Raw genomic sequence first — 4,442 nt, 5'->3', positions numbered from 1 at the left:
ATCAAACCAAACAAAGTAACTATCGAAACACTACCCTACGCGCCTAGTCTATCTAGGGATACGTCCCAGCTAGAATCTTTTAATAATATGGAATTTTCTCGCACCGGAAGTTACTTACCTCAGAAAATTTCTATTTTAGGCGATGTAGATAGCCGCGAGGAGGGCGTAAGTTTGGCGTTCTACCTAGATACGCAGCAGCTCTATGAAAGTGCTGTGAGGCTGAATGGAGCTGAAGGTGGAAGTGTGAACTTTGTGGTGAGTGTAGATGTAAATAACCCTGATGAAAGCATCATAAAGCTAGCCGGTAGCGAAAAAGAAGTGTTGTTCGAGCTTTGGGAAGTTGATTAACCAAACTCGGTGGTTCGTACTCAAGTGGGCCTACGTGCCTAATTTTTTGTAAAGTTACAAATTAATACACATTTAATTCGCGATGCCACTCTAACAACTTCGTTTCTGTGTTATAAACTTCGTCTTTAGGATTTAGGCCATTCTTTGGCTTTAGTCTCGCCGTTAAATAGGATTTGTTGGCGGTTTGCCAGCAGTTTATACCCCACATCAAGGAGCAGTAAGGTTATGACAACCTCCCGCACAAAGCCGTTTCTTTCTTTTGTTCTGATTTCAATAATATTTGCCCTAGCCGCTTGCAGTGGTGATGACGCTGGTGTTGCCTCGCAAGGCAGCTCCAGTTCATCTAGTGGTGCAATTGTCGACTCAACACCCGCCCCGCTGGTGTTTAATGAGCAGGCTGACGCAGGGTTTGGTGAGTGGCTCGAATCCAACCCAGTGACCTTAAGCGGTTTTGATGGTGAGCTGGTCTTATCGGTCTCTGGCGGGGAATACAGTTTGGATGGTGAGTCCTACACTAGCGAAACCGCAATGGTTGCCAGTGGTGCTCAGTTAACGCTTCGTCATCAGACGGCTACTACGCTCGGTACACAAACTCAAACATTGGTAAGCCTAGGTGCGTTAGAGGGGGTTTTTACCAGCCAAACGGCTGTTAGCAATCAAGCGCCTAGTTGGAATACTCCCGACGACATCGGTTTAGTAAGAAAAATTTCTACCAACGCAGATGGTGCGGTCTTTGTTACCTCCACTGATATGGATGGTGATGGAGATATGGACGTGTTGTCCGCCTCTTGGTTCGATGACAGCATCGTTTGGTATGAAAACGACGGTGCCGCGGTGCCGAGCTTTAGAGAGCATATTGTTACCGCTGCTGCGAATGGCGCACATTCCGTATATGCCGCCGATATGGATGGTGATGGGGATATGGATGTGCTCTCGGCGTCCTGGTTCGATAACACTATTGCTTGGTACGAAAACGACGGAGCCGCAGCGGCGAGCTTTAGCGCCCATGTGGTAGCAGACTCTGCTATTGGCACTTGGTCTGTATATGCGACTGACGTCGATGGTGACGGTGATTTGGATGTGCTCTCGACGTCATTCAGTCGCGACGGTTCGATAGCGTGGTATGAAAACGATGGTGCCGCGTTACCGAGTTTTAGCACACATAGGGTACCAACGGCCGTGAGTAATGCTACATCCATTTACGGCGCCGATATGGATGGTGACGGGGATATTGACCTGCTTTCGGCATTCGAGCTTCGTGACACCGTTGCTTGGTACGAAAATGACGGTGCCGCGGTGCCGAGTTTTAGCGAGCATGTTATTAGCACGGTAGCGGGTGGTGCGTATTCAGTCTATGCCGCCGATATGGATGGTGATGGGGATATGGACGTGCTTTCCGCGTCAGACAACGATGACACCATCGCCTGGTACGAAAATGATGGTGCCGCTGTGCCGAGTTTTAGCGAGCATGTTATTAGCACGGCAGCGGATGGCGCCCGTTCTGTTCATGCCGCCGATATGGATGGTGATGGGGATATGGATGTGCTCTCGGCGTCCTTTTTCGATGACACCATCGCCTGGTACGAAAACGATGGTGCTGCGGCGCCGAATTTTAGGGAGCATGTTGTAAGTGTGGCAGCGGATGGCGCCCGTTCTGTTCATGCCGCGGATCTGGATGGTGATGGAGGTATGGAGCTTCTGTCGGCTTCATACGAGGATGATACGATTGCTTGGTATCCAATAGTGCAAAGCCGTTATTCGGCTTTGGCCGGAACTCAAAGCACATTTAACGAAAGCGCCACCGACGTCGATGGTAATACACTCAGCTACGAAATCTTTACTGTCAGTAGCCCATCTTTGGACGGGGCCTATTTTAGTATCGACTCCCTTACTGGCCAGCTTACTTTTAGCAATGCCCCAGCCACGGTTAGCCCCGGTGACAGCAATACCGATAATGTGTATGAGGTTTGGATATCCGTGAGCGATGGTTATGCGACCTCGCGTCGCAAAGTTTGGGTGACAGTGTATGACGACGATGAGGATGACGATAACGATGGTGTCTCCGATGTGGAAGATGCGCTGCCGCTGGACCCAAGTGAACAGGTGGATACCGACAGCGATGGTATTGGCAACAACCGCGATACTGACGACGACAATGATGGTACGGCGGATACCGACGACAATGCTCCTTTAGATGCGGCCAGTTATAGTCAGCCGGTTTGGGGGAACCTTGACGAACTTACGGACGTTCGTGAAGTGACGGACCAAGCCGACGGCGCGAGGACGGCTTTTGCCGCCGATATTGATGGCGATGGAGATATGGATGTGCTGTCCGAGTCATCATTTGGTGGGGCTATCTCTTGGTATGAAAACGACGGCGCATCAGCTCCCAGCTTTACTGAGCATGTGGTTATTACTTCTGGGGATGACATTTGGTCGGTGTATGCTGCCGATATTGACGGCGATGGGGATTTGGATTTGCTTTCGGCGTCCCGCAACCATGACACTGTAGCCTGGTACGAAAATGACGGTGCTGCTGTGCCCAGCTTTATCGAGCATGAGGTAACTGCCGTTGCAGATGGTGCGGTATCGGTCTATGCCGCCGACGTGGATGACGATGGGGATATGGATGTACTGTCGGCGTCGGAGAATGATGACACCATAGCTTGGTACGAAAACGATGGCGCGGCCACCCCTAGCTTTAGCCGCCATATTGTTAGCAATGAAGAGGATGGAGCCAGTTCTGTGTATGCGGTGGATATGGACGGCGATGGCGATATGGATCTGCTGTCTGCCGCACCTGAAGATGACACCATTGCTTGGTACGAAAACGACGGCGCTGCTGTGCCTAACTTTAGTAGGCATTTAGTGACGACCATTGCGGATGGCGTCAGGTCCGTCTACGCGGCGGATGTGGATGGCGACGGCGAGATGGATGTATTGTCGGCCGAAACCATAGGTCAAACGATTGCTTGGTACGAAAATGACGGTGCCGCCGTCCCTCACTTTAGTGGACATAAAGTGGCTAGCATTGCGGAGCATGCCGATGTTTGGTCCATCCACGCCGCTGATATGGATGGCGATGGCGATATGGACGTGCTTGCCGTGTCACTTTTTGGTAGCACCATCGACTGGTATGAAAATGATGGTACTGATAAGCCAAGGTTTGCTAAGCACATTTTGGCGGATGCGACGGATGGTACTAGTTCCATATATGCAGCCGATATGGATGGCGACGGCGATAAGGATGTACTGTCGGTCTCGTTATATAGCGGCAACATCGCGTGGCACCCCATAGAGCAGCGCCGCTACCAAATTGTGGCCGGTTCTGTAACCTCGTTTGATGAAAGCGCTACAGACCTTGACGGTAACACACTCAGTTACAGTATTAACGACGGCATTAGCCCAACATCGGATGCCTCCTACTTCAGTATCGATTCTTCCACAGGCTTACTGACCTTCGGCAGCGCGCCTGCCGTCACTAGCCCTGGCGACAGTAACGGCGATAATGTTTACGAGATCTGGATAGCGGTAAATGACGGCTATTCCACCCTGTATCGTAAAGTCGCGGTACAGGTTACTGACTAGGGTGACGGTTACGAAGTAGACCAAAAAAATAGCGTGGAGCCGTTTTGGCTCCACGCCTTACCAGTATCAGCAAAATCTATCGAGCATACTTAAAGCTAATTGTTTTAGCTTAGTCATCTAGAGGTTGTTCAACCGCTAGTTTCCCTATCTCCCAGCCTGAGTTGCCCAATCCATTTGTTGCACATATCCATTCTCCTGAACAGCCATCTAAATTACAAAATTACTGACTAGCTATAAAAAATGATGAAAACGATTTATGCGTTATCGAGCAGGGTAACGAAGTACACAATAGCTCGGGGTCTGTCCCCCATTAGTTGAATGCGATGTGTTGGGCCGCGAAACGTGACGAGACCAAGGCGAACTTTCTACGTTTCGCGATTACGACCCAAGTGGCGGGCTAGCCCAACAAGTTGCCGTTAATCGCAACAATAAAATCCTGCGCCCAATACGCAACTAAGAAATAGCCCGTTGGATTTTTATATATACCCCAAAGGAAAATCCTTTCT

2 protein-coding genes are annotated in these 4,442 nt (G+C 50.2%); both read left to right on the top strand.

Features of this window, described 5'->3' with window-relative positions; translation table 11 throughout:
* Positions 1 to 348, top strand: a 348-nt coding sequence (locus IDZ20_RS10835; RefSeq protein WP_223144945.1) for a hypothetical protein, incomplete at its 5' end; no start/stop codon positions are given.
* Between the two features lie 225 nt (positions 349 to 573).
* Positions 574 to 3,936, top strand: coding sequence for an FG-GAP-like repeat-containing protein (locus tag IDZ20_RS10830; protein ID WP_188151454.1), 3,363 nt, complete (start codon positions 574 to 576; stop codon positions 3,934 to 3,936).
* Positions 3,937 to 4,442 lie beyond the last annotated feature (506 nt).

The organism is Teredinibacter waterburyi (assembly GCF_001922985.1).
Classification (GTDB): Bacteria; Pseudomonadota; Gammaproteobacteria; order Pseudomonadales; family Cellvibrionaceae; genus Teredinibacter; species Teredinibacter waterburyi.
Note: the sequence above shows the minus strand (reverse complement) of the source record. Positions and strands in the feature narration are given on the sequence as shown.